Source organism: Pseudomonas sp. GW821-FHT03C07, assembly GCF_059420925.1.
Window position 1 is genome coordinate 285,440 of sequence record NZ_JBWKUQ010000003.1, and the last position, 23,766, is coordinate 309,205.

Genomic DNA, 23,766 nt, shown 5'->3' on the forward strand with positions numbered 1-23,766 from the left:
AAACCTCCATGGCCGTCGTTATCGATCAACCCGTCGCCGATTTCCAGGCACCGGCCACCAGCGGGCAGACCGTCAGCCTCGCGGGCCTCAAGGGCAAGCAGGTGGTGATCTATTTCTACCCCAAGGACAGCACCCCGGGCTGCACCACCGAGGGCCAGGGCTTTCGTGACCAGTACCCGGCCTTCCAGGCCGCCAACACCGAGGTCTTCGGCGTGTCCCGCGACAGCCTGAAGGCCCACGAGAACTTCAAGGGCAAGCAGGCGTTCCCGTTCGAGCTGATCAGCGACAAGGACGAGGCCGTCTGCCAGCTGTTCGACGTGATCAAGCTGAAGAAGCTCTACGGCAAGGAATACCTGGGCGTGGACCGCAGCACCTTTTTGATCGATGCCCAGGGCGTGCTGCGCCAGGAATGGCGCGGCGTGAAAGTCCCCGGCCATGTCGACGCCGTGCTCGCGGCGGCCCAGGCCCTGCACCAGGCCTGAGCCGACGCGCTGCGTCAGGCTTTACGCAACCAGTAACGATAAACGCCGGACGCTTCCTCTTCATGAATCAGGATGTGTCCGGCGAGCCTGGCGAAAGTCCGAAAATCGCGCTGCGATCCGGCATCGGTGGCAATCACCTTGAGCACCGCACCACTGGCCAGGCGATTGAGTTCCAGCTTGGCCTTGAGCAACGGCAGCGGGCAGTTCAGGCCACTGGCGTCCAGCTCGGCGTCGTGCTCTACAACTTCGGTCATTGCTTCACTCCTGGCGCGCGCCGGATGGTCGATTCGAAGCGCTTAGAATACCTCAAGTGGAAGCGGCTCTGGTGGCAAGCCCAGTGTCCGGCTACAGTAAGGACTTTGCCGACTCAGAGCCCTGTGCATGACCTTTCTGCGCCCCACCCTGTTGACGCTCGCCTGCCTGCTCGCCTCCCCCGGCTTCGCCGACGACCTGCCGTCACTTGGCGACGCCAGTTCCGCCATTGTCTCCCCGCAACAAGAGTTCCAGCTGGGTCGTGCCTGGCTGAGCCTGTTGCGCAGCGAGGTCAAGCAACTCAATGACCCGCAGCTCAAGGATTACGTCGAGAGCACGGTCTACAAACTGGCGGAAAGCAGCCAGGTCCAGGACCGGCGCCTGGTGTTCATCCTGATCGACAGCAACCAGCTCAACGCCTTCGCCGCCCCCGGCGGGATTGTCGGGATCAACGGCGGCCTGTTCCTCAACGCCCAGACCGAGGGCGAATACGCCGCGGTACTCGCCCACGAACTGGCGCACTTGTCGCAACGTCACTTCGCCCGCGGCGTGGAAGCCCAGCAACGCATGCAACTGCCGATGATGGCGGCCCTGCTGACCGGGATCGTGATCGCGGCGGCGGGCGGCGGCGACGCCGGTATTGCCACCATCGCCGGCACCCAGGCCGCGGCCTTCCAGGAGAAACAGCGGTTCTCCCGTCAGAACGAACAGGAAGCCGACCGCATCGGCATCCTCACCCTGGAAAAAGCTGGTTACGATCCACGCTCGATGCCAACCATGTTCGAGCGACTGATGCGCATCTACCGCTTCGACGCCAAGCCGCCAGAATTCCTCCTGACCCACCCGGTCACCGAGTCACGGATCGCCGACACCCGCAACCGCGCCGAGCAATCCAAGCCCGGCGGCATCGAGGACAGCCTGCGTTATCAGTTGATCCGGGCCCGCGTGGTGCTGTCCTATGAAGACTCGCCGGGGCTGGCGGCCAAGCGTTTTCGGGCGCAGTTGGACGAGAACCCCAAGTCCGAGGTGGCGCGCTACGGTCTGGCCATCGCTCAGGTCAAGGGCACGCAGTTGAACGAGGCGCGCGCGACCCTCAAGCCGCTACTGGACAAGTCGCCCAACGACATCACCTACAACCTGGCCCAGATCGATCTGGACACCGCAGCTAGTCGGTTCCCCGAAGCGCTGCAACGGACCGACAAGATGTTGCTGCAATATCCCGCCAGCTACCCGCTGAAGCAGGAGCGTATCGACCTGCTGATCAAGCAGAATCGCCCGGCCGAGGCGGAAAAGGCCCTGGACGACTTGTTGAAGACGCGCCAGGACGATCCGGATGTCTGGTATCAGCTCGCCGAAACCCGTGGCCAGTCCGGCAATATCATCGGCCTGCACCAGGCGCGGGCCGAATACTTTGCCCTGGTGGGCGACTTCAAGCAGGCGATCCAGCAACTGGACTTCGCCAAGCGCCGCGCACCGAACTTCCAACTGGCCTCACGCATCGATGCGCGCCAGAAGGAATTGATTGATCAGGAACGCATGGTCAAGGATCTGATGGGCGGCTGACAACATCAGCCCCCTGTAGGAGCGAGCTTGCTCGCGATGGTAACCCAGGCACTGCGGGGTATCAGGTGCCCTGCGTTATCGTTGACGTCCATCGCGAGCAAGCTCGCTCCTACAGGGGTGAGCCGTCGCCAAATGCCTCTCAGGCATTCCCCGCCAGTTTCAGGCGCGCCGCCTGGGTGAAATCCAGCATGCGCTTGAGTGGGCGAACCGCGCGGGGAATCACCGCCGCATCAACGAAGATCTCGTTGCTACCCTCGCGCAGGCACTGCAAGGTGCGCTCCAGGGTGTTCATGGCCATCCACGGGCAGTGCGCGCAACTGCGGCACGCCGCGCCGTTACCGGCGGTCGGCGCTTCGATGAAGACCTTGTCCGGACACAGCTGCTGCATCTTGTAGAAAATGCCGCGGTCGGTGGCCACGATAAAGGTCTTGTTCGGCAGGCGCTGCGCCGCCGCGATCAACTGGCTGGTGGAACCCACCGCATCGGCCAGCTCGATCACCGACTCCGGCGACTCGGGGTGCACCAGGATCGCCGCCTCGGGATACAACGCCTTCATGTCCTCCAACTGCTTGGACTTGAACTCCTCGTGGACGATGCAGGCCCCGTCCCAGAGCAACATATCGGCGCCGGTTTCCTTCTGGATATAGCGCCCCAGGTGCTTGTCCGGTGCCCAGATGATGGTTTCGCCGTTGTCCATCAGGCTTTCGACGATCTCCAGTGCACAACTGGAAGTCACCACCCAGTCGGCCCGCGCCTTCACCGCCGCCGAGGTGTTGGCATACACCACCACCGTGCGCTCGGGATGCTGGTCGCAGAACGCGGAAAACTCATCCACCGGGCAACCCAGGTCCAGCGAGCAGGTCGCTTCCAGGGTCGGCATCAGGATGCGTTTTTCCGGGGTGAGGATCTTGGCGGTCTCGCCCATGAAACGCACCCCGGCCACCAGTACGGTCTTGGCCGGATGGGCGGCACCGAAGCGGGCCATTTCCAGGGAGTCGGAGACACAGCCGCCGGTTTCCTCGGCCAGCGCCTGGATCACCGGATCGCAATAGAAGTGGGCCACCAGCACGGCATCCTGGGCCTTGAGCTCAGCGGCGATCTGCGCACGTAGCTGCGCCTCTTCGGCGGCACTCAGGGGTTTGGGGTGCTTGGCGTCAAGGTGGGCTTGAACCAGAAGGCGTTCGGAAATCTGCGTCATGTTCGCAAGACCTGCAAGCGCGAGAGCGCGAAAGTCGAGTATACCCCGGCCCCCGCCCCTTTCCGAGACGGGATATTCAGTGCAACGTACGGGCCGGGAAAGTGAATCCATCAGGCATGGACTGCTTTGCAGCGCCGCAAGGCTACAGAATATCCAATGAATTCAAAAGATTATTCTGATCTTCGGACAAGTGGGGGCAAAGCGTTGGATAATCCGCCCATTGAAGAGGCCTGGATGGCAACCGATGAGATCCGATGAGTACCTCGTAATGACCCGCAACGAGTGGGCGGAACTGCGTGCCAGCACGCCGTTGACCCTCTCGGAAGAAGATTTGTCGGCATTACGCGGCGTGAACGAAGACGTCTCCCTGGAAGATGTCGCCAACGTCTACCTGCCCCTGTCGCGGCTGATCAACCTGCACATCGGCGCAGCCCGCCAACTGACGGGCATCCGCGATACCTTTCTCGGTCGCCCAACCCACCGCGGCCCGTATATCGTGGCCATCGCCGGCAGCGTCGCGGTCGGCAAGAGCACCTTTGCCCGCGTACTGCAGGCGGTCATGGCGCGCTGGCCGGATCACCCGAATGTCGCCCTGGTCACCACCGACGGCTTTCTCTACCCCAACAGCAAGCTGGTGGCCGATGGCATCATGCACCGCAAGGGTTTTCCGGAGAGCTACGATCGCAAGCATATGGTCAAGTTTCTCGCGGCCGTGAAAGCCGGCGAACACAATATCGAGGCGCCGATCTACTCCCATGTCAGCTACGACATCGTGCCCGACCAGTACCAGGTAATCGACCAGCCGGACATCTTGATCTTCGAAGGCCTCAACGTGCTGCAGACCGATGGCGTCGACGGGCAGAAACCCTCCACCATCGTCTCCGACTTCTTCGATTTTTCGGTGTACCTGGATGCCGATGAACAAGATATCGAGCAGTGGTACGTGGCGCGTTTTCTGATGCTGCAGAAAACCTCGTTCCGCGCCCGCGGTGCGTACTTCCGCAAACTGGCCGACCTGACGCCCGAGGAGGCCCCCGAAGCCGCGCGCCAGATCTGGCGGGATATCAACCGGGTCAACCTGCTGGAAAACATTCTGCCGACCCGCGAACGGGCGGATCTGGTGCTGCGCAAGGCGGCGGACCATTCGGTCAGCGAAATCTGGTTACGTTGAGGCTGAGTCCCCATGAAGCTCCTCAGAGCATTGTTGAGCGTCACCTTGCTGAGCATCCCGGTCATGGCACTCGCCGAAGGCGGTAGCAACCGAGTGATCGCCCGCGCGCAAGCCCAGCGCGACGAGTCGATGGCACGCTTCCTCGAGCGTCAGGATGCCAAGGCGATTGTCAGCGCCCAACAAGCCGCCAAAGCTCGCCTCGCGGCTCGGATAGCAGGCTCGGCGCCCGTGGAAAAATCTGTAGACCAGCCCTGAACCGCGCGCCCGTGGCAACAGGCTCGGGTTACGCTGAATCCAGCGCCTGCTCGGCTTGCCATTGCCGTCGCCGCACCTCAGCGTGCGCCAGCCAGGCCAGGGTATCGGCGAAAGCCACGGGACGGCTGAAGAAAAAGCCCTGCACCTGCGTACACCCCAGGCTACGCAGGGCCTTGAGTTCATCCTGTGTCTCGACCCCCTCGACCACACACTCCAAGCCCATGTCCAGGCTCAAGGCCACCAGCGACTTGACGATCTTGTAGCTCGCGGGATTGACATGAATATCGGTGACGAAGCGGCGATCGATCTTGAGCTTGGTCAGCGCCAGGGCGTGCAACTGACTCAGACTGGAATAGCCGGTGCCGAAATCGTCCAGCGAGATACCGCAGCCCAGCTCGCGAAACTGCTCGATCGCCCATTGCACCTGGAGAATGTCCTGCATGACCACGGTTTCAGTGATTTCCAGGTCCAGATGCGCGGGATTGAAGCCACTGGCGTTGATCACATCGATGATCGACCGCACGCTGTCATGGGAGCCGCAATCGTGGACCGACAGATTGAATGAAAGCCGTATGCCTTCCGGCCAGGACCGCGCCATCTCCAACGCCTGCCGCAACAACGGTAGCGTGAGGCGATTGATCAGGCCGATGCGTTCGGCAATCGGAATGAACCGCACCGGGGAAACCAGGCCCAGCTCGGGGCTGTCCCAGCGGGCCAATGCCTCGAAGGCGACCGTCTCGCGACTGCAACTGTCGAGAATCGGCTGAAACAGCACGAAAAACTCCTTGTCCAGCACAGCCCTGCGCAACGCCTGCTCGGTGATGGCATCGCGATGCAGCTGCTCGCGATGGCTGGTCGAGAACAGGCACACCGACCCCGGACTATGGTGCTTGCCTTGATACAGCGCATAGTCCGCGTATTCGAAAAGCTCCTTGGTATTGGCGGCCCCCTGGGGAAACGTGGCGATGCCCAGAGTGCCGCCGATCTGGATCGGCACATCCACCAGCAAAAATTCCACGTGCAACTGCTCGCATACGGTCTTGCCGAATACCTGCAGCTCCTCGTCGCTGAGATCGCCTTCGAGCACCAGGGCGAACTCATCGCCACCCAGCCGCGCCACATGCACCGTGGCACCGGCCAACTGCAGCAACCGCCCACCGACCATGGTCAGAATCTTGTCGCCTACGCTATGGCCGTAGAGATCGTTCACCGGCTTGAATCCATCGAGATCGAGGATCCCTACCGCGAGGCGCGTTTCCTTGGCGAGCGCCTGGCTCATGGCGCTTTCCAGGGTGGTGAAAAACTGGCGCCGGTTGGGCAACCCGGTCAGGCTGTCCTGATTGGCCAGCCGCAGGTTCTCGTTGCTCAGCCGTTCGGTTTGCGCCTGCACATTCACCAAACGGGTGAAGTCGCGATAGTGATGCTGCAGGATGATCAACATCGCCAATGACACCAACAGGATGTTCACCGCCGTGGCAATAAAGGCCGGATTGTGGGTGGAGGCGAAAAAAATCACGAAGGCGACGTTGACCAGCAGTGTGGCGGTCAGCGCCGCGGGGCGCAGGTGCATCATGCAAAAAATGCAGACGATCACCGTAATCCCCATGAAAAAGGCGATTTGAGACTGTGAATAGGCGTCGCCGTAGGGATACAGGGCCAGGGACCAGGCGGTGAAAGCACTGGCCATAATCGGCACCAACTGATTGGTTCGCCGCAGGGACGCCAGGATTTGCGCATCGGCCGGCAAATGTCCGGAACAACGTAACCACATGCGTGCGCGCAGTACACAGATCAGCGTCATGATCAGTGGGATGACGAACGACAGCCAAAAAGGTGCGGTGCTCAGATGAGTGACGGCAAGCGCCCACATGTTGAGCAGCAAGACCAGGTACATCAGCGGCAGCTGCCGCGACAAGGCAACGTACTGGGCCTGAAGCAGCTTGGGGTTGTCATGGGGGACGGACAACAAGGTCCGCAGCGTATCCAGGAGCGTTCTTATCATTACAATGCCTCTCTGTCTGCGCAGTGAAGGCGTGCAGCGCTCGTCCGTTTCAGGTAGCTGACCAAAAATGAAGGCTTCCTCCTTACAACTGTCGGCGCTGGCGTTTCTTTCTTTAGAACCAACGGAGGATAAGCGTGTGGAAACGGACGAACGCACATTTCAAGAGACCGCTTGGGCGGTTCTCCTACGGAAGGCCACGATTCGTGGCAGGATCACTGTCCCCGCACTGACCGGGTTTGGCGACCACATCCAGTCGCTCAACTTCATCCAGCAAGCCGCAGAAGAGATCCACCAGCTGCGGGTCAAAATGCCGGCCAGCCTGTTCGCAGAGATATTCCCTTGAACGCTCGACGCTCCAGGCCTGCTTGTAGGGACGCGGCATCCTGAGAGCATCATAGACATCACAAATCGCCACGATCCGGCCCGACAACGGGATCGCCTCGCCTCGCAAACGGCTGGGGTAGCCGCTGCCGTCCCAACGCTCGTGATGGGCCAGGGCAATCTCCGCCGCCAGGTCGGTGACAGGAGAGCCATTGCTGTCATGCAATATTTCATAACCAATGCGCGGATGTTCCTGCATGACTTCGCGTTCCAGCGCTGTCAGCGCCCCGGGCTTTTGCAATATCGCGTCTTCTATGCCGATTTCCCCGACATCGTGCATCGGCGCCGCCATGCGGATCAGTTCACACCATTGCCGGGGCATACCGACAGCCTTGGCCAGCATGGCCGCGGAGTCGCCGATGCGACGGATATGACTGCCGCTATCGTGGTCACGGTAACTGGCGGCCCGGCTCAGGCTCTTGATGATCGCCTGGTAGCCGGCCTCCAACTGGGAGGTACGTCGTTCGACCTTGCGCTCCAGTTCGCCATTGGTGTCGCGCAACAACCGGGTGGCCTGGGCCAGTTCCAGGCAACTACGTACGCGCAACAGTACCTCCGGCAGATCGATGGGTTTGCAGATAAAGTCGTTGGCCCCCATCTCCAAGCCTTTGCGACGGTTCTTCGGATCATTCAGGGCCGTCACGATAATAATCGGCGATTCGATCCGACTGCGCTGCTTGAGCCGCTCAAGAATCTCGAAACCATCGGGTGCCGGCATATACAGGTCCAGCAGCAACAAGTCCCAAGGGTTGGACTGTAGCCAGGCAAGCCCTGAGGTGGAGTCGGAGAAAGTTCTGATGTTATTGAGTCCCGAGGCCCGCAAACACGAATCCAGCAGCCGGAGATTGAGCGGAACATCATCGATGATGACGATTTCACTTTCAGCGTTGACTTTGGAAAACATAAATCCGTCACTCCCATGGCCAGTGTCCCGTCGGAAGGAGCGCTGTCGATACCGGCAAAAGCACAGCAGATCCCCCGGGGCGGGATGATCCTGTGAAGCGGGGCGGTTTTCTTCGAAATGTTCGACGATATGGCATCAGCAACATAGCATCATATTGATATCATCCTATTCATACCTTAGACGTTTGTCCAAGCGGCCAACCGTCCTTCCGTCGGCAGAGGGGTCAAGACGCAATCGAGCCACTGGGCCCGCCTGGATCAGGCGCTGACCGGCGACCCCATGCCCCCAACCGAGCGGCTGTTCATACTATCGGGGGCTTACGCTATGCTCCAGACAGGATAACCGGGGGAAAGGCGAATGGATTCAACCGTGACAGCTGAGGTCGCTCCCACGCCAGGCGCGGAGGAAACCGATGCCCTGCTGCCGGGCCCCGCCGAGCAAGACTATCGCCTGGCCTTCGATTCCGCCGGTACTGGCCTGGCCTTGCTGCGCCTGAGCGGCGAATGGATCGCCGCCAACCAGATGCTCTGCCGGATGCTCGGCTACACCGAAGCAGAACTGCGCCGCACCTCGTTCCAGCAACTGACCCACCCCGATGACCTCCAGGTCGGCAGGGATGAAGTACCCAGGCTGGTCCAGGGCCAGCGCGCGAGCCTGACCCTGGAAAAGCGTTACCTGCGCAAGGACGGCAGCCTGCTCTGGGCGCGCTTGACCATCGGCGTCGCGCGCAACCCGCAAGGCGAAGCCCTTTACTACGTGTCCCAGCTCGAGGACATCAGCGAGCATCTGGCCTTGCGCCAGGCGCTGCTGAGCAACGAACAGAAGTACCGTTCCCTGGCGCAAAACTCGCCCAACATCATCCTGCGTTACAACCGGCTCGGACAACGTATCTACGCCAACCCCGAGTTCGAACGCACCCGCGGTTTTCCCGATGTTCCCGGCATCGAGCGCACGTCGTCCCAGGGGCCCCACACACAACCGATCGACGAGGATTTCCGCGCGCAGTTGCAACACACCCTGTCCACCGGCATCCCGGCCACCCAGTTGCTGGAAAGCAAGGATCCCTACTCCGGACGCTCCGTGGCATTCCTGTGCAGCCTGACGGTGGAACACGAGGATAGCGCCGAAATCTCCGGGGTCCTGGTCATGGCCCAGAATGTCAGCTCGTTGCGGCAACAGGAACGCGCGGAGAACGCCCGCTCGGCGATTTTCCAGGTGATGATCATCGACGGTGCGCTGCAGACAGTGCTGCCGTTGTTGAGCACCTACCTGGAGGTGCTGACACCCGAGTTTCGCCATGCCATCGTGTTCAAGACAGAGCCCGGCAGCAGCAACCCGCCCCTGCCGCCCGATGACCCGCGGTCGCTTCAGGCCTGCCTGGCCGCGGACCTGAACCGCTTTCCCGGATTCTTCGAGCAACGCCGGTTGATCGACGACCTGAGGACCGATGCCGCGCACCAGAGCTTCAGCGCCCCCGCCCTGCTGGCCGGCTATCGGGGCTGCTGGCTGGAGCCGGTGGTCAATAGCAGCGGTCGGACGCTGGGAGTCATCGTACTGCTGATCAACGCGGAACAGGCCCTGCATGACCAGGACCGCAAGTATGCACAAATGGCCAGCCATATAGGCTCCATTGCCTGGGAACGTTGCTCGGCCCTGGATAGCCTGGCGCAAAGCGAACGCCGCTACCGCGAAGTCTTCGATCACACCCAGGACATGCTTTGCCTGCTGGCCATCGATGCCGACCAGCAACTCAGTTGCCTGGAGGCCAATCCGATGCTCTGCCAGATGCTCGCCAGGAAACATGCGGACCTGATCGGGCAAGCCCTGGACCAATGGCTACCGGGCGAAGCCGCGCAAGTGGTCGAAGCCATCTGCCAACACTGCATCGCGGTCGGTGCCCCCATCGAGCTCGATGCCCACCTGCCCTGTGGTGAGCGCTCGCTCTTTATCCATTTCAACCTGGTGCCGGTCGCCGACGCCAACGGCCGCCTGCACCGAATGGTGTGCATCGCCCGAAACATCACCGACCTGCGGGAAATCCAGCGTAACGAACGGGCCCGCCAACAGGAAATCGGCACCCTGGTGGAAAACTCCCCGGATGGCATCGCGCGCCTGAGCCCGTCCGGCAAGCTGCTGTTTATCAATCCGGCGCTGGAACGCTGGCTTGACCGGCCCAAGGCCAGGTTGCTGCATAAACGCCTGCCGCAGGTTCTGCCCCGCAACCTGCAAAGCCAGCTGCTCCAGGATGCGCTGATCGAAGCAGTGGAAACCGGCCAGCCGCTGGAGCACGAGTATGTGCTCAGCGGCCAGCGACGCTTGCAACGGGTCTACCACATCAGCCTGGTTCCGGAACAGGACGTCCAGGGGCGCATCGGCACCGTGCTGGTGGTGGTCCGTGATATTTCCAAACTGCGGGTGGCCGAGCGGCGCCTGGTCACGCTGAACAATCAACTGCGGCAACTGATGTCCAGCCGGGAAAGTGCCCGGGAAGAGGAGCGCAAGCTGATCGCCCAGGAAATTCATGACGAACTGGGGCAGCACCTGACGGCGATCCGCATGGGCACTTCGCTGCTGCGCTTTCAGTATGGCGAGCAAGTGCCGCAACTCAGTGAGCAGGTCACGCGCCTGCTGCAACTGATCGATCAGACCGTCCAGGTGGTGAGAAACATTTCCACCAGCCTGCGCCCGTCGATCCTCAATATGGGACTGGTGCCCGCCCTCGAGTGGCTGACCGACACGTTCAGACAACAATGGGGCATCGTCTGCGACTTGCAGATCCCCCGACAACCGGTGCAACTGGAGGATGCCGCCGCCACCGCGGCCTTTCGGATCGCCCAGGAATCGCTGACCAATATCGCCCGTCATGCCGAGGCCAGCCGCGTCAGGGTGACGTTGGAAAAAACCGTCAGTGGCTGGTCGCTGGAAATCACCGACAACGGCAAGGGCTTCGAGCAACGCGGGTTATCCGGCAAGACCCTCGGACTGCTGGGCATGCGCGAACGTGGCCTGACCCTGGGCGGCACCACCCAGATTTCCAGCAAAATCGGCGGCGGCACCACCGTGCAGCTGAAGGTACCCGACTCAAGGACCCACGACTCATGATCCGACTGATGGTAGCCGACGACCACCGAATAATGCGCGAAGGCCTCAAGCAGCTGTTCGCCCTGGTCAAGGACTTTTGCGTGGTCGCCGAAGCGGAGAATGGCGCCCAGGTCCTGGACCTGCTGCGCCACACCGAGATCGACGTCTTACTGCTCGACATGACCATGCCCGGTAGCAGCGGCGAGGATCTGATCGGGCGTATCCACGCCCACTACCCCAAGCTGCCGATGCTGATCCTGAGCATGCACAACGAAGCCCATATCGCTCAGCGGGCCCTGCGTGCCGGGGCTTCGGGCTACATGACCAAGGACCACGATCCGGAGACCCTGCTGGCCGCCATCCGCAAGGTCGGCGGCGGCGGTCGCTACCTTGATCCGGAACTGGCCGAACAGATCGCCCTGCAAAGCAGCGGCTTGTCCCCCGAAAGCCCGTCGCAAGCGCTTTCGGCACGGGAATTCCAGATTCTGCGCATGCTGGCACAGGGCCTGAGTGTCAATCAGATCGCCGAACAACTGGTGATCAGCAACAAGACCGTGAGCACCCACAAGACCCGGTTGATGGAGAAGATGTGCTTCACCACCAGCACCGACCTGGTGCGCTATGCCCTGAGCCAGGGACTGGTCTGAGCCGGTCCCGGGCTCCTCAGCGAGCGTGTCCGCAGATGCCGAGGATCGCCCCGGCAATCTGCTCCAGCGGCAACTCCCGCTCGACCGCCCCCAGCTTGAACGCCTCCCGCGGCATGCCGTAAACCACACAAGACGCCTCATCCTGGCCGAGGGTCCTGGCGCCGGCCTCGCGCATTTCCTTCAACCCCCGGGCGCCGTCATCGCCCATCCCGGTCATGATGATGCCCAGGGCGTTGCTGCCGGCGCCACGCGCAACCGAACGGAATAGCACGTCGACCGAAGGCCGGTGCCGGCTGACAGGCGGACCTTCGACAATCTCCACCTGATACTGCGCACCACTGCGTTTGACCAGCATGTGATGGCCCCCCGGGGCGATCAACGCACGCCCCGGCATCACCCGGTCGCCGTGCCTGGCCTCACGGACTTCGATCGCGCAGACCTGGTTAAGGCGTTCGGCAAAAGCCTCGGTAAATTTTTCCGGCATGTGCTGGACGATGACAATCCCCGGGCAAACCCGCGGCAACACCCGCAGCACCTGCTCCAGGGCCTGGGTGCCACCGGTGGAAGTACCCATGGCCACGATGCTTTCGGTCGTGCGTAGCATGGCCGTGCTGCCCGCTGGCAGGATGGCGTCGGCCGTGAGCCTGGGTGGGACCTCGGGAGTCAGGACCCGCTTCATATTGGCCTTGGCCGCAGCCTTGACCGCGTGTATCAGTTCTTCGGCACTCTCGGTCAGGAACTGGCGCAGGTTGGACTGGGGTTTGCTGACGATACTCACCGCTCCCGCCGCCAGGGCCTGCAAGGTGGTCTTGGCGCCCTTCTCGGTCAGGGTCGAGCAGATCACCACCGGGGTCGGCCGTTCAGCCATGAGTTTTTTCAGGAAGGTAATACCATCCATGCGTGGCATCTCCACATCCAGCACAATCACGTCCGGCCATTGCTTGCTCATCTTTTCCATGGCGAAGAGCGGATCGGCCGCGACACCGATGACTTCGATCCCGCTGGCCTGGCCCAGGGTCGCGCTCAAGACCTGACGCACCACCGCCGAGTCGTCGACAATCAACACCTTGATATCCGTCATCTGGCGCGACTCCTCGGGGGCTCGGTCGGGCTTGGGGCCGAGTCGGTATGGTTGAGTTGCAGACGACCGCTGGCGACATCGAACACCAGGCTGCGATAACCCTGGCCACCCACGTGATACACCTCGCAGCGCAGGCCATGGGCCTGGATCAGACGCCGGGCGGCATTCACATTCAGCTCGCCGATGCCGACACCACCCTGCCGCCGGACACTGGGAAACATGTCGCCGCCGCCAAAGACACTGACGACGAACTGCTCGGGCCGCGCCTCGGCCTGGCGAATGAAGGTGAACAGCAACGCCAGCGCGTCGCTCGCGTAACGACCGTTGAGGTCGCCCGAGCCCCGTCCATGGCGCAGGGGCAACATGTAATGACACATCCCTCCCAGTAACCGCTGCGGATGCCACAGCACCAGGGCTACGCAGGACCCCAACAAGGTCCGCAAGCGCAGTTGCCGTCCGCCGAACACCACTTCGCCGGGTTGCAGGAAATGCTCCACCACCTCAGGCGCTTCACGCTGCGGGCTTGCGGTAGACGGAGGGTTTGACCAACTGCACATCATCGGTAATTCCATTCAGGCTCTCCGAATGGCTAATGACGAAGTAACCACCGGGTTTGAGGTGCTTGAGCAGACGCTGCACCACCTGAGACTTGGTCTGGTTGTCGAAATAGATCATCACGTTGCGCAGGAAAATCACATCGAACTGACCCACCGCGGGTATCGGGTTGTTCAGGTTGAGCGCGGTGAAATCGATGCGCGATGTCAGCGCCGGATCCACCATGAAAATGCCGGAGTTACTGCCGACACCTTTGAGGCAGTACTTGTTCAACAGCGCTTCGGGAATGCCCTTGATGGCATCCAGCGGGTAGCGCCCGGTGCGGGCCTTGTCGAGGACCCGGCTACTGATATCCGAAGCGAGGATCTCCCACGGCCGCGTGCCCAGGCTATCGGCCAGGACCATGGCCAGGGTGTAGGGTTCCTCGCCAGTCGAGCAGGCGCCACTCCAGACCCGCACCGGAGCCGGCCCCCGTAACTCGGGGAGAATGACCTCCTGGAGGAATTCGAAGTGCCTGGGCTCGCGGAAAAAATAGGTTTCGTTGGTGGTCAACAGGTCCACGGCCATCTGCAGTTCGGCCTTGTCTTTCATCAGCAGGCGATAATAGCCACCATAGGTGGTCAGCTTGAAAAACTGCAGGCGCTTGGCCAGACGGCCACTGATCAACTGTTTCTTCGCATCGGACATGCTGATGCCCGCGATCTCGCGGATCATCGAGCGAAACTGCTGGAACTCATTGTCTGAGAGAATCACATTCATGACGCCAGTCCTTGTGCCAGCGCACCCTGGGGTTGCAACACCGACCAGTCGTCCGCGCTGAGAATCTGCTCGATGTCCAGCAACAGGACGAAGCCACTACTGAGCTTGCCAATGCCCAGGACAAAGGCCGGGCTCAGGCGCCCATTGAGCGCTGGCGCGGGTTCGATCTGGTCCCGGGCGATCTCCAGCACCTCGCTGACCGCGTCGACAATGATGCCCACCAGACCGGAGCTGCCCGCTCCACGGGTTTCCAACATGACGATGCAGGTGCGTGCACTCTGCTGCGTCAGGCTACCGCCGAAACGCAGCCCCAGGTCCAGCACCGGAATCGCCGCGCCACGCAGGTTGGTCACCCCGCGAATGCTCGGCGGTGCCAGCGGCAGCGCGGTAATCGGCCCGTACTCGACGATCTCGCGGACACTCAAGGTGCCAACGGCAAACATCTCCTGGCCCAGGCTGAACGTCAGGTACTGGGTCGGCACCGCATCCCGTGGGGGCCGCAGCGGCGAATTGGATTCAGACATGGCTCACTCCCGGGGGCCGGCCGTGAACGGCCGGTCCCTTCTCAAGATTGGACAGAGGCACCCGCTTGCCCGGCGCCCGATCGACAGCACTCAGTGCAGTTGGCCGGCGATTTCGCTGACGCAGAGCACCTGGTCGACTTGCAGCAAGGTCAGGAACTCACCCCGGACCCGGACCATGCCGCGGATGAAATCCCCACGGATCCGGTTGCCGATCACCGGGGCCGGCTTGATGTCGCCCAGGTCGATCTCGATCACCTCGCTGACCGAGTCGACGACGATGCCCAGCACCTGCGCGTCGCCCTCCTGGTACACCTCGAGGATCACGATGCAGGTACGACTGCCCTGTTGCGTGGTGCCTTTGCTGAAACGCGCCTGCAGATCGATCACCGGTACCACAGAGCCTCGCAGGTTGATCACCCCACGGATAAAGTCCGGCATCATCGGCACCTGGGTGACCTGGCCGTACTCGATGATCTCGCGCACGCACAAGGTATCGATGGCGTAGGCCTCCCTGGCCGAGGTGAATGTCAGGAACTGCGCGGGCTCGCTCGCTCCCGGGTTCTGCGCCTCCGGTTCGAGGACGCTGGCGGCGACTGGGTTCATGGCTTAACTCCCGAAGCGAATGAAACCGCCCTCATGGGCATGCTCGCGGTCCTGCATGCCCCGCTGGCTGGAAGGGGCCACTCGCAGCGCCGGGGCGACCGTCGCACCGCCCTGCAGGGTGAAAAAGCCCATCAGTTCCTGCAACTGCTCGGCCTGGCTGCTCATTTCCTCGGCCGTGGCCGCCAGTTCCTCGGAGGCCGAGGCATTCTGCTGGGTAATCTGGCTCATCTGCGACATGGCCCCATTGATCTGTTCGGAGCCAATCGACTGCTCCTCGGAAGCGGCGGCAATTTCCTGGACCAGGTCGGAGGTCTTGGTGATCGAGGGCACGATTTCATCCAGCAGGCTGCCCGCGCGCTCGGCCAGGGCCACGCTGTTTTTCGCCACCTGGCCGATCTCCTGGGCCGCGATCTGACTCCGTTCGGCCAGCTTGCGCACCTCGGCCGCGACCACGGCAAAGCCCTTGCCATGCTCACCGGCGCGGGCCGCTTCAATCGCCGCGTTGAGCGCCAGCAGGTTGGTCTGATAAGCAATCGAGTCAACGATGCCGATCTTCTCGGCAATGGTTTTCATCGCCGAGACAGTGTCTTTCACCGCCTGCCCACCTTCGCTGGCTTCCTTGGTGGCCTTGCCCGCCATGCCGTCGGTGACTTTGGCGTTCTCGGTGTTCTGGGCAATCGAAGCCGACATCTGCTCCAGCGACGCCGAGGTTTCCTCGACCGAAGCCGCTTGCATCGACGCCGACTGGCTGATGCTTTGCGCGGTGGCGGAAATCTCTTCCGAAGCACTGGACAGCGAATCGGCGGAACTGCGCACTTCACCGATGATTTGCGAGAGCTTGCCGACCGTCTCGTTGACCGAGTTTTTCAGGTCTTGCAGGCTGCCCTGATAATGCCCCTTGACGCTGCGGGTCAGGTCGCCGCCGGACAGCGCCGCCATGACTTCCATCGCCTCGCTGAGCGGGGCGACGATCGAGTCCAGAGTGCTGTTGACGCCCTCGACGATGCGGCGGAAGTCGCCCTGGTGCCGAGCGCTGTCGGCGCGGGTGTCGAGTTTGCCGACCACGGCATCCTCGCTCAACCGGCGAGTGTCTTCGACCAGCGCCTGGATATTGCTGCGCAACTGCTCGATGTGCTCGTTGATAAAGGCTTTCTTGCCGGGGAAACGGGCCAGGGGCGCCGACAGATCGCCCTCGCCGAACGCGCGGATACAGGCCATGGCTTGTTTCTTCACGCTGATGTGGCCGTTGACCATATCGTTGATGCCCTGGGCGATCTGACGGTAGGAACCCTGGAATTTCTGCGCATCGATCTGCACATCGATGTCGCCTTTCTCATGCTCGTCCGACATCCGGCGCATCTCTTCGATCAAGGTCATGATCGTGCTGCGCAGGTGTTCGATGGTGACATTGATAAAGGCTTTCTTGCCGGGGAAAGCCTGGAGCGGCGCGCCCAGATCGCCCTCGCTGATCGACTTGATGCAGGCCATGGCTTGTTTCTTCACGCTGATATGGCCGTTGACCATAGTGTTGATCCCCTGGGCCATCAGTCCGTAGCTTCCGGCGAAACGGCCGGCCTCGATCTGCACCTCAATGTCGCCTTTATCGTGCTCGGCGGACATGTGGTTCATTTCCGTGATCAGCTGGTTCAGGGTGCCGCTCAGTTGCTGCATGGAACCCAGCAAGCCCGAAGCGGTTGCAGCATTGCCACTGGTCATGGCTTCCAATTGACCGGTGACCAGGCGATCGGTCAGAACCCGGACTTCATCCGGCTCCCCCCCCAGGGTGCGCAACAAGCCTCGAGCCAGGAAAACGCCCAGCAGGATGGTGACCAGCAGGGTGACGCCCCCCACCAGGACCACGGTATAGAACGCGGTCTGCTCCGTGGCGGTCGCGGCCTGGGCCGCCTTGCTGCCCAGCTCCAGGTTGTACTGGCGCATATCGCTCAAGGCCGCGGTGACTTTATCCAGAGCCGCTTCGCTGTCGAGCAACAGGCCGCGCGCCGCTGCCTGATCACCCCCTTTGAGCAGGCTGTCGAAACGTTCCAGGCCATGGTTATAGCCATCGATGCGACTGCGCAGGCTATTGAGCAACGCCGTGTCATGATCGTCGGAAATCAACTCTTTCTGATAGCGATCCAGTGCCTGGGTCACCGACGCCTGAGCCTTGTCGAGCGGCGAAGAGCGGCTGTCGAGCGGCGCGGAAAGACTCTGCCACTGATGAACGTGGCTATCGGCCAGGGTCTCGGCCACCTGGTCCAGCAAGACCACACTGGGAACCGTATTGACTTGGGCATAGCTGGCCATGGTTCTGACCCCGCCCATCAGGTAGAGGCTGACGGCCCCCAGGATCAGGATGCCCAGCAGGGCGGACGCGACCAACAGCGAGATATTCTTTTTGACGGTCATGAGGCTGCACTCCAGGGTGAAGGCTATTGAGTCAGTTCAGGGCTGAGGGTCGTGCCGTGCTTCTGCTGGCTGGCGACTTGCCCAAGTAAGTTGGGAATATCCAGGATCAGCGCCACCGCGCCGCTCCCTAAAATGGTGAAACCGCCCAATCCATGGGCCCTGCCGAACAGCTTGCCCAGCGGCTTGATCACGGTCTGGAATTCACCCAACAGTTGATCAACCACAAGCCCCACCCGAACGCCGGCGTAATGCACTACCACAATGTTTTCACGGCCATGGTGCGGCTCGTTGATGGCAAACATCTCCCGTAGCCGCAGGACCGGCAGCACCGAGCCGCGCAGGTCCAGATAGTCTTGGTTGTTGCGATCATCGGCGCTCAGCTCGATACACTCCTCGACCATGTCCAGGGGCACCACATAAGAGGCCTTGCCGACCCCGATGAGAAAGCCATCGATGATCGCCAGGGTCAGTGGCAGACGGATGCGCACCGTGGTGCCGACGCCCTCCTCGCTTTCCAGATTGACGCTGCCGCGCAGCGCAAGGATGTTTCGCTTCACCACATCCATGCCCACGCCGCGTCCGGAGAGGCTGCTGACCTGCTCGGCGGTGGAAAAACCCGGCTCGAAAATCAGGTTGAGAATGTCCTTGTCCGCCAGCACCTGCCCTTCGGCCAGCAGCCCCCGCTCCCGGGCCTTGGCCAGAATCCGTTGTTTGTTCAGGCCACCACCGTCGTCGGAGACTTCGATGACAATGCTGCTGGCCTCGTGATAGGCGTTGAGGCGAACGCAGCCCTGCGCCGGTTTGCCCCGCTCGCGGCGCAGTTGCAGGGCTTCGATGCCGTGATCCATGGCGTTGCGCACCAGGTGGGTCAGGGGGTCGCCAATGCGCTCGACCACGGTCTTGTCCAGTTCGGTTTCCGCACCGTTGACCTCCAGGACAATGTCCTTGCCCAGTTCCTTGGAGACATCGCGGACCACCCGCTGGAAGCGGTTGAAAGTGGCGCCGATCTGCACCATGCGCAGGGTCAGGGCACTGTCGCGCACCTCCTCGACCAGACGCGACAGGGAACTGGCGGCCTCGATCATCTCGCCGATACCGCTACGCACCGCCACCAGGTTGGCACCGGCGCCGGCGATAATCAGTTCGCCCACCAGATTGATCAGTTGATCCAGCTTGCCGGCATCGACGCGAATCAGGTTGCCCTCGACCGCGCGCGCCTCCCTCGGAGCCTTGGCACGGGACTGCCCGTCAGCTTGAGGTAGCGGTGGGTCCAGCACGGCTTCGGGAGCCGCTGCTTGAGTCGCCTGCAGCCAGTCCTCCCGGGTCAGCGAGCCACAAGCGATGAACGCCTCCAGCAAAACCTCCGGGTCGCTGCCCAGGCGGCCGATCAGCGCCTGGAAGTCCGCGACTTGGCGTGTGGGCGGCAGCACGCAGATCTGGCTGTCTTCACGAACGAAGTCGAAGGCGCTTTCGATAGTCGCCTGATCGGCCTCACTGACAAACCCCAACTCGAACCCCAGGTAGCAGCTTTCCGGGTCCATGGCCGCGACCTCGGGCAGGCGGTCGGTCATGCAGACGACCCCGGTGATCTGCCCGAAACTCTTGAGGTAACGCAGAAAGGACAAGGGATCCATGCCATTGCGCAGCACATCGGCGCCGAAACGCAGCGACAGGTGCCAATGACGAAATCCATCCGCCGAATCGCTCGCCGGCGTGTCCACGGGCGCCGCTTGTTCCGGCGCCAGCGACGGCTGTAGGTAACGATTGAGCCGGGCAACCAACGCGCTGCCCTGCCGCTCGTGGTCGGCGGTGAGACCTTGCAGGTCGCCATGGCTGGCGAGCAGGTCGATGAGTTCGCCCAGGTGGTCGCGAACCTGCAGGAACAACGCACTGAGTGCTTCGTCGACCCGTAGCTCATTGCCGCGGACCCGGTCCAGCACGCTTTCCGCCACATGGGTGAAGGCGACGATGGGGGTCAGGCCAAACAGGCCGGCAGAGCCCTTGATGGTGTGGGCCACGCGAAACAACGCATTAATGGTGTCAACGTCATCGGGGACCTGCTCGATCTGCAGCAGTGCATCCTCCATCAGCAACAACAGCTCCTGGCTTTCGGCGATAAAGGTCTGCAGCACATCGTCCAGGTTCATCGGCGAGGTCATGGCGTCAGCCTCTCTGCGCATGAGCGGCAAGCGGCTCAGCGAAATAGTGGTGCAAGCCGCTCAAGTCGAAGGCCTGGAGTACCGCGGCGCTGTGATTGCTCAGGATCAGGGTGCTGCCCTGACGGATCGACTCCTGCTTGGCCAGCACCAGCAACTGCAGGCCGGCGGTGTCCAGTTCGTCGACACTGCCCAGGTCCATCTCCACCTCTTGCGCCAGGGGAAACAGTTCCAGCAACAGGTCCCGGCGCTCGGTCGCGGTGTAGATGGTCAGCGGTCCCTCAAGAACCAGGATCCGGCGCAGGCAAGGCATGGTGTGTGGCATGACAATCTCCTTTCCAGGGCGTCCCGGACGGCTACGGCATGATCAATTTGGACACGGCACTGAGCATCTGGGCCGGCTGGAAGGGCTTGACCATCCAGGCCTTCGCGCCAATGGCCTGGCCCTGCTGTTTCATCGATTCCGAAGCTTCGGTGGTCAACATGATTACCGGCGTGAACTTGTAGGCCGGCAGCTGCTTGGCGGCCTTGACGAAGCTGAGGCCGTCCATGTTCGGCATATTCACGTCGCTGACGATCAGGTGGATCTTGCGACCGTCAAGCTTGCTCAGCGCATCTCTGCCGTCACAGCCCTCGATCACGTCGTAACCGGCGCCCTTGAGGGTGATGCTGACCACCTGGCGAATGGAGGCGGAGTCATCGACGATCAGAATGGTTTTGTTCATGGGGGATACTCCCTAGAAAAAGGTGATGTCGGATGAAGCATTGCCAGCCAGGGACTTGCCGTGATGAATCGCGTGCTGCTCTGGCATGGTGTAGGTACTGGCCAGTTGCTCGAGCCAGTCATGGGCGCCGATTGGCGGCGGCGTGACGCCGGCCTGGCTGAGTTGTTGACGTTGGTTCATCTGCTCATGCAGCTTGCCGAGGTCGTTGTTGACCAGGTTGAGCATCTGGCTGACCCGATCCTGAAACTGCAGCGCCACCAGCACATCGGCAATCTCGCTCGCCACGTTTTCGCTCTGCTGCTGCAGGGAGCTGCTGGTGTCGACGATGGCCTGGGCGTTGTGCCGGAAATGCTCGATGACCTGGGACACCAGTTGTTCGGAATGGGCCAGGGTTTGCGAGTCCTGCTGCGCCTGATGCCGGGACAGCTCGACCGTCCTGGCGATCGCCGCATTGACCGTGTTGACTGTTTCGCTGATTTTCAGACCGGTATCACCGGACAGGCTGGACAGCTTGCGCACTTCATCCGCCACCACCGCGAAACCGCGGCCGGCTTCACCGGCGCGGGCCGCCTCGATGGCCGCGTTAAGCGCCAGCAGATTGGTCTGCCGGGCGATATCACCGACAAATTTGGCCATCTCCTGCAACTGCGAGGTGAAGTCGGACAGCATCAATACTTCCTTGAGCTCCGACTCCTTGCGCAGGAGGGCGCCGCGCAACGCGACCATAATCGCGTCCAGGTCACGTTGACCGACCTCGAGGATCGCCACCAACCGGGTCCCGGAAGTCTGCCCGGCGTCCCTGGAAGCTGAAGCGCTGATGTCACCCGACAAGGTGGCGAAACGATTGCTGAGCTTGAGAATCGACTCTTCGCTGAGGCCACGGGCCGCGTCGATCTGACGGCACCAGATCGGCAGGACCTGGCTGCATACCTCGCCCAGTCCCTCATCCGGCGACACCGGCGCTGGCTTGCGCCATTGCTCAAGTTCCTGTTCCTGATGGCGTTGCCCGGCGCTCAGGGCACGCAAGGCAAGCGTGCCCATCAACAGCGCGCCCAACAGCACGGCGACACAGCTGCCGATGGCCAGACCGCTCAGGCCCATGCCGAGCAGGATCGCCAGGCAACCGAGCGCACCGCTCAAGACCGCAGGTAGCAGAGTCAGATTCACAGGGGAAGATAGCGTCTGTCCTTTCACCTTCGTCTCTCCAGATCAGGGCGGGTCAGAAAACCGGAAGACCGGTCGCGCATCAGGTAAAAGCGCTGTGCCGGTATTTCTGGTGGCCTGGAGAAAGAGTGGCCCAGCGACATCAGCGCAACTATCGGAGCATCCCTATTTCAGGGTAGGGATGATGGGGAACGGGGTAGGAAAATCCCTAGCCCCGTTGAAACGGAGCAGGTTCGGGGTTCTGCCGATTCAAAACCTTTATTCAGGCATTCCCTGTCGACGGATGGTTTTCATTGTCGGCGTTTCGGAAACTGCCGGGGGTGACACCGACTACTTTCTTGAACGCCCGGCTCATATGGCTTTGATCGAAGAAACCGCAGGCCAATGACGCTTCGGCGAGGCTCGCCCCAGTGCGCAGCAGGCCCTGGACCCGGGCAATTCTTTTCTGGATCTGATAGCTGTGCGGGGAGACGCCAACGTGCTTCTTGAACACCCGGATCAGATAGAGCGGCTCAAGATTCACCCACCGGGCTAGTTCTTCCAGGGAGATCGGCTGGTCGAACTCGTCTTCGAGTTTCTGCTTGAGTCGTTTCACCGCGTGCTGCTCAGCCGCACCGACCGATGCACTGGCCGCGTCGCAACGCTCGAACAATTGAGCCAGCAAGTCCAACAGGATAGTTTCCCGCTCCAGGCCGGGAGGGGACTTTTCAATGATTTGATGTTGACGCAAAAAGGTTCGGGCAAAGTCCGAGGCCGGACCCAGGGCTGTTTGAAACAGGTGGATGTGATCGCTCGCATAACGCCCCTGGAACACCACCCGATTGAGCCATTGCGGGTCGATGTAGAGCATTCGGTACATCCAACCCTGGTCGTACCCTGGCAAACCGTCATGAATCTCGCCGGGGGTAATGGTGACCAGACTGCCGGCGCCCCCCAGGGAGTGGCTGCCACGGTAGAAAAGCTTTTCAACACCGCCACTGATCACGCCAAGGGCATATCGATCATGGGAATGCCGGCCGAAGGATTGAGTGCTGTAGCGTGCGGATAACAGCTCGCAATCACCTTCAGCGATGCGCCAGAACCGAACAAAGTCTTTGTCATCACCAGGGGCTTGGTGACACGGCGTTTCATGCATGGCCTGTCCAGTTTTGTACAAGACGGTGGAAAACCCGGCGGCCAAACTTAGCACCTCGTTCATCACACAAGCTAGAGGGAACAATGTCCATCAAACTGGTTATTGGCGACTTCAATAAATCGTCGTGGTCATTACGCGCATGGCTGGCTCTTGTGAAGGCCGATATTTCATTTGAAACCCTTCAGGTCAAATTGGAACAGAGCACGACCCGGCAACATATTCTTGAGTATTCGCCCTCCGGCAAGGTGCCGGTACTGCTGCTCGATGACCTCGCGATCAACGACAGCCTGGCCATCTGCGAATACATTGCCGAGACCTACCCTACTGCCCGGCTATGGCCCGAGGAACCTCGGCTCAAGACTTTGGCACGGGCCGCAGCGGCGGAAATGCACGCGGGCTTCAGCGACCTGCGCACTCAGATGTCGTTCGGCCTGAACACCGGCGATATCCCTGAAGAGCTGAGCGCTGATACCCGGGAGGATATCCAGCGGGTTTTCGCCATCTGGAACCATCTACGCGAGGTCAGTGGTTCAACACAATTCCTCTGTGGTGACTTCGGTATTGTCGATGCGATGTTTGCTCCGGTGGTCTTCCGTTTCCGCCGTTATGGGATTGCCGTGCCCACCACTTTGCAGGGCTATGTAGACAATGTATTGGCTTACCCGCCGATACAACAATGGCTGGCGTTGGCCGCAGAAGAAGCTGCCTACCCCTGATCGACG

Annotated in this window: 21 protein-coding genes and 1 pseudogene; 7 read left to right on the forward strand and 15 right to left on the reverse strand. The window is 61.6% G+C overall.

Going from position 1 to position 23,766, the window contains the following annotated elements; genetic code table 11:
• Positions 1-8 precede the first annotated feature (8 nt).
• Positions 9-482: a peroxiredoxin gene (locus AC07VG_RS07525; protein WP_494999652.1), complete on the forward strand. Its 474-nt coding sequence runs from the start codon at positions 9-11 to the stop codon at positions 480-482.
• Positions 483-496: 14 nt separating this feature from the next.
• Here the strand turns inward: AC07VG_RS07525 and AC07VG_RS07530 are convergent, their stop codons facing one another.
• A complete protein-coding gene (locus AC07VG_RS07530) occupies positions 497-736 on the reverse strand; it encodes a sulfurtransferase TusA family protein (RefSeq protein WP_103498659.1) in 240 nt (79 codons plus the stop codon).
• Between the two features lie 127 nt (positions 737-863).
• Between AC07VG_RS07530 and AC07VG_RS07535 the strand changes: the two genes are divergently transcribed.
• Positions 864-2,297 carry a M48 family metalloprotease gene (locus AC07VG_RS07535; RefSeq protein WP_494999651.1) on the forward strand — a complete coding sequence of 478 codons (1,434 nt, stop codon included), beginning with the start codon at positions 864-866 and terminating at the stop codon, positions 2,295-2,297.
• 139 nt (positions 2,298-2,436) lie between these two features.
• Here AC07VG_RS07535 and nadA read toward each other — a convergent pair whose 3' ends face one another.
• Positions 2,437-3,495, reverse strand: a complete 1,059-nt coding sequence (gene nadA / locus AC07VG_RS07540; RefSeq protein WP_494999650.1) for a quinolinate synthase NadA — start codon at positions 3,493-3,495, stop codon at positions 2,437-2,439.
• A gap of 268 nt (positions 3,496-3,763) precedes the next feature.
• On the opposite strand from nadA, the gene coaA reads away from it, so the two are divergent.
• Positions 3,764-4,666 (forward strand): type I pantothenate kinase, encoded by a 903-nt coding sequence (gene coaA, locus AC07VG_RS07545; protein ID WP_494999649.1) that lies wholly within the window; start codon positions 3,764-3,766, stop codon positions 4,664-4,666.
• A 12-nt stretch (positions 4,667-4,678) separates the two neighbouring features.
• Entirely contained in the window at positions 4,679-4,921 is a 243-nt protein-coding gene (locus AC07VG_RS07550; RefSeq protein ID WP_494999648.1) for a co-regulatory protein PtrA N-terminal domain-containing protein, read from the forward strand.
• A 28-nt stretch (positions 4,922-4,949) separates the two neighbouring features.
• Here the strand turns inward: AC07VG_RS07550 and AC07VG_RS07555 are convergent, their stop codons facing one another.
• Both AC07VG_RS07555 and AC07VG_RS07560 read right to left on the reverse strand, forming a co-directional pair.
• Positions 4,950-6,923 (reverse strand): putative bifunctional diguanylate cyclase/phosphodiesterase, encoded by a 1,974-nt coding sequence (locus AC07VG_RS07555; protein ID WP_494999647.1) that lies wholly within the window; start codon positions 6,921-6,923, stop codon positions 4,950-4,952.
• A 184-nt stretch (positions 6,924-7,107) separates the two neighbouring features.
• Positions 7,108-8,208, reverse strand: a complete 1,101-nt coding sequence (locus AC07VG_RS07560) for an HD domain-containing phosphohydrolase (RefSeq protein WP_495020755.1) — start codon at positions 8,206-8,208, stop codon at positions 7,108-7,110.
• Positions 8,209-8,577: 369 nt separating this feature from the next.
• Between AC07VG_RS07560 and AC07VG_RS07565 the strand changes: the two genes are divergently transcribed.
• Positions 8,578-11,310 (forward strand): sensor histidine kinase, encoded by a 2,733-nt coding sequence (locus AC07VG_RS07565; protein WP_495020756.1) that lies wholly within the window; start codon positions 8,578-8,580, stop codon positions 11,308-11,310.
• Positions 11,307-11,936 carry a response regulator gene (locus AC07VG_RS07570; protein ID WP_494999644.1) on the forward strand — a complete coding sequence of 210 codons (630 nt, stop codon included), beginning with the start codon at positions 11,307-11,309 and terminating at the stop codon, positions 11,934-11,936. The genes AC07VG_RS07565 and AC07VG_RS07570 overlap by 4 nt, the downstream gene beginning before the upstream one ends.
• Positions 11,937-11,952: 16 nt before the next feature.
• Here the strand turns inward: AC07VG_RS07570 and AC07VG_RS07575 are convergent, their stop codons facing one another.
• The 11 genes and pseudogenes from AC07VG_RS07575 to AC07VG_RS07625 form a co-directional block, all read right to left on the reverse strand.
• The gene (locus AC07VG_RS07575) at positions 11,953-13,017 is read right to left on the reverse strand and encodes a protein-glutamate methylesterase/protein-glutamine glutaminase (protein ID WP_494999643.1); all 1,065 of its coding nucleotides are present in this window, start codon (positions 13,015-13,017) and stop codon (positions 11,953-11,955) included.
• Positions 13,014-13,589, reverse strand: coding sequence for a chemotaxis protein CheD (locus AC07VG_RS07580; RefSeq protein ID WP_494999642.1), 576 nt, complete (start codon positions 13,587-13,589; stop codon positions 13,014-13,016). The genes AC07VG_RS07575 and AC07VG_RS07580 overlap by 4 nt, the downstream gene beginning before the upstream one ends.
• Positions 13,528-14,331 (reverse strand): CheR family methyltransferase, encoded by an 804-nt coding sequence (locus tag AC07VG_RS07585; protein ID WP_494999641.1) that lies wholly within the window; start codon positions 14,329-14,331, stop codon positions 13,528-13,530. Before AC07VG_RS07585 ends, AC07VG_RS07580 begins: the two co-directional genes overlap by 62 nt.
• The gene (locus AC07VG_RS07590; protein ID WP_494999640.1) at positions 14,328-14,855 is read right to left on the reverse strand and encodes a chemotaxis protein CheW; all 528 of its coding nucleotides are present in this window, start codon (positions 14,853-14,855) and stop codon (positions 14,328-14,330) included. The genes AC07VG_RS07585 and AC07VG_RS07590 overlap by 4 nt, the downstream gene beginning before the upstream one ends.
• Before the next feature lie 90 nt (positions 14,856-14,945).
• Positions 14,946-15,458, reverse strand: coding sequence for a chemotaxis protein CheW (locus tag AC07VG_RS07595; protein ID WP_494999639.1), 513 nt, complete (start codon positions 15,456-15,458; stop codon positions 14,946-14,948).
• 3 nt (positions 15,459-15,461) lie between these two features.
• Complete coding sequence (locus AC07VG_RS07600; protein ID WP_495020903.1) at positions 15,462-17,129, reverse strand: methyl-accepting chemotaxis protein; 1,668 nt, start codon at positions 17,127-17,129, stop codon at positions 15,462-15,464.
• A 758-nt stretch (positions 17,130-17,887) separates the two neighbouring features.
• Entirely contained in the window at positions 17,888-20,023 is a 2,136-nt protein-coding gene (locus AC07VG_RS07605) for a chemotaxis protein CheA (protein ID WP_494999637.1), read from the reverse strand.
• A 4-nt stretch (positions 20,024-20,027) separates the two neighbouring features.
• On the reverse strand, positions 20,028-20,345 hold the full coding sequence (locus AC07VG_RS07610; protein ID WP_494999636.1) for an STAS domain-containing protein: 318 nt from the start codon (positions 20,343-20,345) through the stop codon (positions 20,028-20,030).
• A 31-nt stretch (positions 20,346-20,376) separates the two neighbouring features.
• Positions 20,377-20,745 carry a response regulator gene (locus AC07VG_RS07615; protein ID WP_494999635.1) on the reverse strand — a complete coding sequence of 123 codons (369 nt, stop codon included), beginning with the start codon at positions 20,743-20,745 and terminating at the stop codon, positions 20,377-20,379.
• A 12-nt stretch (positions 20,746-20,757) separates the two neighbouring features.
• Positions 20,758-21,360: pseudogene (locus tag AC07VG_RS07620) on the reverse strand (methyl-accepting chemotaxis protein); the annotation flags it as partial.
• Between the two features lie 811 nt (positions 21,361-22,171).
• On the reverse strand, positions 22,172-23,044 hold the full coding sequence (locus AC07VG_RS07625) for a helix-turn-helix domain-containing protein (RefSeq protein ID WP_495020757.1): 873 nt from the start codon (positions 23,042-23,044) through the stop codon (positions 22,172-22,174).
• Positions 23,045-23,127: 83 nt separating this feature from the next.
• Here AC07VG_RS07625 and AC07VG_RS07630 point away from each other — a divergent pair, with 83 nt between their 5' ends.
• A complete protein-coding gene (locus tag AC07VG_RS07630; protein ID WP_494999633.1) occupies positions 23,128-23,760 on the forward strand; it encodes a glutathione S-transferase family protein in 633 nt (210 codons plus the stop codon).
• Positions 23,761-23,766 lie beyond the last annotated feature (6 nt).

Coding starts and splice junctions, on each gene's coding strand:
- AC07VG_RS07525 (WP_494999652.1), top strand. CDS start 9: ATGGCCGTCGTTATCGATCAACCCGTCGCCGATTTCCAGGCACCGGCC.
- AC07VG_RS07530 (WP_103498659.1), bottom strand. CDS start 736: ATGACCGAAGTTGTAGAGCACGACGCCGAGCTGGACGCCAGTGGCCTG.
- AC07VG_RS07535 (WP_494999651.1), top strand. CDS start 864: ATGACCTTTCTGCGCCCCACCCTGTTGACGCTCGCCTGCCTGCTCGCC.
- nadA (WP_494999650.1), bottom strand. CDS start 3,495: ATGACGCAGATTTCCGAACGCCTTCTGGTTCAAGCCCACCTTGACGCC.
- coaA (WP_494999649.1), top strand. CDS start 3,764: ATGACCCGCAACGAGTGGGCGGAACTGCGTGCCAGCACGCCGTTGACC.
- AC07VG_RS07550 (WP_494999648.1), top strand. CDS start 4,679: ATGAAGCTCCTCAGAGCATTGTTGAGCGTCACCTTGCTGAGCATCCCG.
- AC07VG_RS07555 (WP_494999647.1), bottom strand. CDS start 6,923: ATGATAAGAACGCTCCTGGATACGCTGCGGACCTTGTTGTCCGTCCCC.
- AC07VG_RS07560 (WP_495020755.1), bottom strand. CDS start 8,208: ATGTTTTCCAAAGTCAACGCTGAAAGTGAAATCGTCATCATCGATGAT.
- AC07VG_RS07570 (WP_494999644.1), top strand. CDS start 11,307: ATGATCCGACTGATGGTAGCCGACGACCACCGAATAATGCGCGAAGGC.
- AC07VG_RS07575 (WP_494999643.1), bottom strand. CDS start 13,017: ATGACGGATATCAAGGTGTTGATTGTCGACGACTCGGCGGTGGTGCGT.
- AC07VG_RS07580 (WP_494999642.1), bottom strand. CDS start 13,589: ATGGAATTACCGATGATGTGCAGTTGGTCAAACCCTCCGTCTACCGCA.
- AC07VG_RS07585 (WP_494999641.1), bottom strand. CDS start 14,331: ATGAATGTGATTCTCTCAGACAATGAGTTCCAGCAGTTTCGCTCGATG.
- AC07VG_RS07590 (WP_494999640.1), bottom strand. CDS start 14,855: ATGTCTGAATCCAATTCGCCGCTGCGGCCCCCACGGGATGCGGTGCCG.
- AC07VG_RS07595 (WP_494999639.1), bottom strand. CDS start 15,458: ATGAACCCAGTCGCCGCCAGCGTCCTCGAACCGGAGGCGCAGAACCCG.
- AC07VG_RS07600 (WP_495020903.1), bottom strand. CDS start 17,129: ATGCAGCAACTGAGCGGCACCCTGAACCAGCTGATCACGGAAATGAAC.
- AC07VG_RS07605 (WP_494999637.1), bottom strand. CDS start 20,023: ATGACCTCGCCGATGAACCTGGACGATGTGCTGCAGACCTTTATCGCC.
- AC07VG_RS07610 (WP_494999636.1), bottom strand. CDS start 20,345: ATGCCACACACCATGCCTTGCCTGCGCCGGATCCTGGTTCTTGAGGGA.
- AC07VG_RS07615 (WP_494999635.1), bottom strand. CDS start 20,745: ATGAACAAAACCATTCTGATCGTCGATGACTCCGCCTCCATTCGCCAG.
- AC07VG_RS07625 (WP_495020757.1), bottom strand. CDS start 23,044: ATGCATGAAACGCCGTGTCACCAAGCCCCTGGTGATGACAAAGACTTT.
- AC07VG_RS07630 (WP_494999633.1), top strand. CDS start 23,128: ATGTCCATCAAACTGGTTATTGGCGACTTCAATAAATCGTCGTGGTCA.